The organism is Microbacterium sp. zg.Y909, from assembly GCF_024626565.1.
Genome location: NZ_JANJFJ010000430.1, coordinates 1 through 3556 on the forward strand (window position 1 = coordinate 1; position 3556 = coordinate 3556).

Genomic DNA, 3556 nt, shown 5'->3' on the forward strand with positions numbered 1-3556 from the left:
ACGACGGCGCGGTAGCCGCCGGCGGCGATCGGCTCGGCGCCGCGGGTGGCGATGACGAGCGCCGGCTTGGCATCCACCTGTGTCACCTGATGCACCCCGTCGGCGACGATGACGCGCGTACCGGGGAACGCGCGGCCGAGTTCGTCGGCGGTGCGTTCGCTGCCCGACGAGGCCATGCGCAGCCGCGTGCTCTCGCAGTTGGCGCATTTCCAGGCCGGAGCGCTGCGTCCGCACAGTGCGCACTCGGGGGTCGCGCCGGGCCGGCGTGCGCGCAGGGGTCCGGCACAATGCGGGCAGCGCGCCGGCGTGCGGCAGTCGGCGCAGACGAGCACGGGGGCGTATCCGGGGCGCGAGACCTGCACGAGCACCGGTCCCGATGCCAGGCCCTCGCGGGCGGCGGCGAACGCCGACGAGGGCACCCGGGCGCCGTGGGATTCGCCCTCGCGCGTGGCCGAGAGGACGACACGTGGACTGGTGCGGCGGCGGGCGGGGACCTCGCGCACCCAGCCGATCGCGACGAGGCGCTCGACGTCGGTGGTGCGGGTGTGACCGGCGAACAGCAGTGCCGCGCCGTCGAGCTCCTGTCGCACGAGGGCTGCGTCACGGGCGTGCACGCCGGGGCTCAGGGGCTCGGCCAGCAGCGGGTCGCCGTCGTCCCAGATCGCGACGAGTCCGGGTTCGTGCGCCGGGGCGTACACGGTGGAGCGGTTGCCGATGACGACGCACGGCTGCGGGGCCAGCACCCGTAGGTACGAGGCGTAGCGCTCGGGCCCCGATCGGCGGGCGTCGTCGCGCACCAGGGCGTCGTCGGGCACGCGTCCCGCCAGGGCGAGTTCCAGCTGCGCCTGATCGCGGTGGTCAGGGACGACCAGCACGGCGCTGCGGCCGGAGGCGAGCGTCTGCACCGCCGCTGCCGCGAGGAGCTCGGCCCATGCCCCGACGTCGTCGCCCGAAGCGAGGCGGGCCGGGTGCGGCGGCGCGTCCACCGCGAGCCGCTCCCCCGCGGCGATCGCGTCGGCGAGGCCGGGGAACGCCGCGAGCACGGCGTCGGCCCACGCGGCATCCGCCGGCGCGACCTCGGGCGCCGTCACGGGCTCACGTGCGAACCACGCCTTCTCGGCCCGCACCATGCGCTTGGGCACCGCGAGCCGCAGGATGTCGGATGCCGAGCCGGCGGCCCGGTCGGCGGCCCGCCGCGCGAGCGCGTACAGACCAGGCGGCAGCACCGCGACCGGCGAGATCACCGATTCCACGAGAGAAAGCGGGCGCCCGGCGGCATCCGCTTCGCCGGTCTCGACGACGTAGGCGTCGACGACGCGGCCCGCGGTGCGCAGAGGCACGCGCACGCGGATGCCGGGCGTCACCGTCTCTGCGAGCTCGTCGGGGACCTCGTAGTCGAACAGGCGGTCCAGCTGCGGCAGCGGCGAATCGATCAGCACGCGTGCGACGCGACGGGTCGTCACGCCGGCGCCTGCGGCGTCCACTACAGGCCTGCGGCCGTGCGGAGCTCCTCGACGCGGTCGGTGCGCTCCCACGTGAAGTCGGGCAGTTCGCGGCCGAAGTGTCCGTACGCCGCGGTCTGCGCGTAGATGGGGCGCAGCAGATCGAGGTGCTCGATGATCGCGTTGGGACGCAGGTCGAACACCTCGCGGATCGCGCGGCGGATCGTCTCGTCCGACACGCGGCCGGTGCCGAAGGTCTCGACGTAGAGCCCGACCGGCTTGGCCTTGCCGATGGCGTAGGCAACCTGCACCTCGACGCGCTCGGCGAGGCCCGCGGCGACGGCGTTCTTGGCCACCCAGCGCATGGCGTAGGCCGCAGAGCGGTCGACCTTCGACGGGTCCTTGCCGCTGAACGCCCCGCCGCCGTGCCGGGCGGCACCGCCGTAGGTGTCGATGATGATCTTGCGGCCGGTGAGCCCGGCGTCGCCCTTGGGGCCGCCGGTGACGAAGGGACCGGCGGGGTTGATGAAGTACTTGACGTCGGGAAGCTCGAGCCCGGTCTCTTCGAGCACGGGGTCGATGACCTCGGCCCGCACCGCCGCGCGGAGGGCCTTCTGCGAGATGTCGGCCTGGTGCTGGGTGGACAGCACGACCGATTCGACCGTGCGCGGGGTATGTCCGTCGTAGCCGAGGGTGACCTGCGTCTTGCCGTCGGGGCGCAGGAACGGCAGCTCGCCCGAGCGGCGGACGGCGGCGAGCCGCTCGGCGATGCGGTGGGCGGTCCAGATGGCCATCGGCATGAGCTGCGGGGTCTCGTCGGTGGCGTAGCCGAACATGATGCCCTGGTCGCCCGCGCCCTGCAGGTCGCGCGGGTCCTCGGAGCCGTCCTCGCGCCGCTCGAACGCCTTGTCGACGCCCGCGGCGATGTCGGAGGACTGCGCGCCGATCGACACGCTGACCCCGCACGAGCTGCCGTCGAAGCCGGCGTCGCTGGAGGTGTAGCCGATGCGGTTGACCACGTCGCGGACGATCGCGGGGATCTCGACGTATGCGCTCGTGGACACCTCGCCGGCGACGTGCACGAGACCGGTCGTCACCAGCGTCTCGACGGCCACGCGGCCGTTCGGGTCCTCGGTGAGGATCGCGTCGAGGATGCTGTCGGAGATCTGGTCGCAGATCTTGTCGGGGTGACCCTCGGTGACGGACTCGGAGGTGAACAGGCGCAGGTCGGTCATCGATGCTCCAGGTCGAGGGCGGCGGGGGTGGACACAAGTATGCGCCGTGCGGCGGACACGCTCGAAAGCGGGCCGCCGCACGGCGTCATCGGGTGTGTGTGAGGCTCAGTCGACGTGACGGAGGCGCAGCTTGTCCTCGTGGATCTCGTGCAGCGCGATGGTCAGCGGCTTGTCCTCGACCGTGGAGTCCACGAGCGGGCCGACGTTGTCGAAGAGGTTGCCCTCATGCAGGTCGGAGTAGTAGTCGTTGATCTGGCGCGCGCGCTTGGATGCGTAGATCACGAGCTGGTACTTGGAGTCGACCTTCTCCAGCAGTGCGTCGATGGGCGGGTCGATGATTCCCTGGTCGCGAGTGGCCATGCGGGACCTCCTGAGGTCGTGATCTTGATCGGGGAGAAAAAGTCTGGGCGCTCGGCGGGCCGAGGCATCCCCCCAGTCTACCTTGTCGCGCGGTGAGCCGTTCTGGGCGCGCCCCCGGGCTCGCGCCGCGCGCGCGCTTCGGTGGTCGCAAAGGGCCCGCTGGGCGCGGCGAGAGGGCGCATATGCGACGACCGAACGATGCCCGCGCGCCGCCGCGGGACACCCGCCCCTGCACCGTCAGTGCGCGATCTTCGCGACCTCCGCGGCGGCGTGCGCCACGTCGTCGTTGACCACGCGGTAGTCGAACTCGCCCTGCGCGGCGAGCTCCACCTTGGCGGTGCGCAGGCGCCGGGCGCGCTCCTCGTCGCCCTCGGTGCCCCGCCCGACCAGGCGCTGCACCAGCTCGTCCCAGCTCGGCGGCAGCAGGAAGACGAGCGTCGCGCTCGGCTCGGCCGCACGCACCTGGCGGGCGCCCTGCAGGTCGATCTCCAGCAGCACGGTGCGCCCGTCGGCCAGCGC

4 protein-coding genes are annotated in these 3556 nt (G+C 72.9%); all 4 read right to left on the minus strand.

Translation table 11 applies throughout. The features are described 5' to 3' along the window. The coding region (locus NQ160_RS20755) for a primosomal protein N' (RefSeq protein WP_257516982.1) at positions 1-1463 on the minus strand (1463 nt) is incomplete at its 3' end. Between the two features lie 20 nt (positions 1464-1483). Continuing rightward, positions 1484-2677 (minus strand): methionine adenosyltransferase, encoded by a 1194-nt coding sequence (gene metK / locus NQ160_RS20760; protein ID WP_257516983.1) that lies wholly within the window; start codon positions 2675-2677, stop codon positions 1484-1486. Between the two features lie 105 nt (positions 2678-2782). Beyond that, positions 2783-3037: a DNA-directed RNA polymerase subunit omega gene (gene rpoZ / locus NQ160_RS20765; protein WP_257493587.1), complete on the minus strand. Its 255-nt coding sequence runs from the start codon at positions 3035-3037 to the stop codon at positions 2783-2785. 237 nt (positions 3038-3274) lie between these two features. Then, positions 3275-3556: guanylate kinase (locus NQ160_RS20770; protein WP_374113691.1), on the minus strand; the 282-nt coding region annotated here is incomplete at its 5' end.

Coding starts and splice junctions, on each gene's coding strand:
- rpoZ (WP_257493587.1), bottom strand. CDS start 3,037: ATGGCCACTCGCGACCAGGGAATCATCGACCCGCCCATCGACGCACTG.
- metK (WP_257516983.1), bottom strand. CDS start 2,677: ATGACCGACCTGCGCCTGTTCACCTCCGAGTCCGTCACCGAGGGTCAC.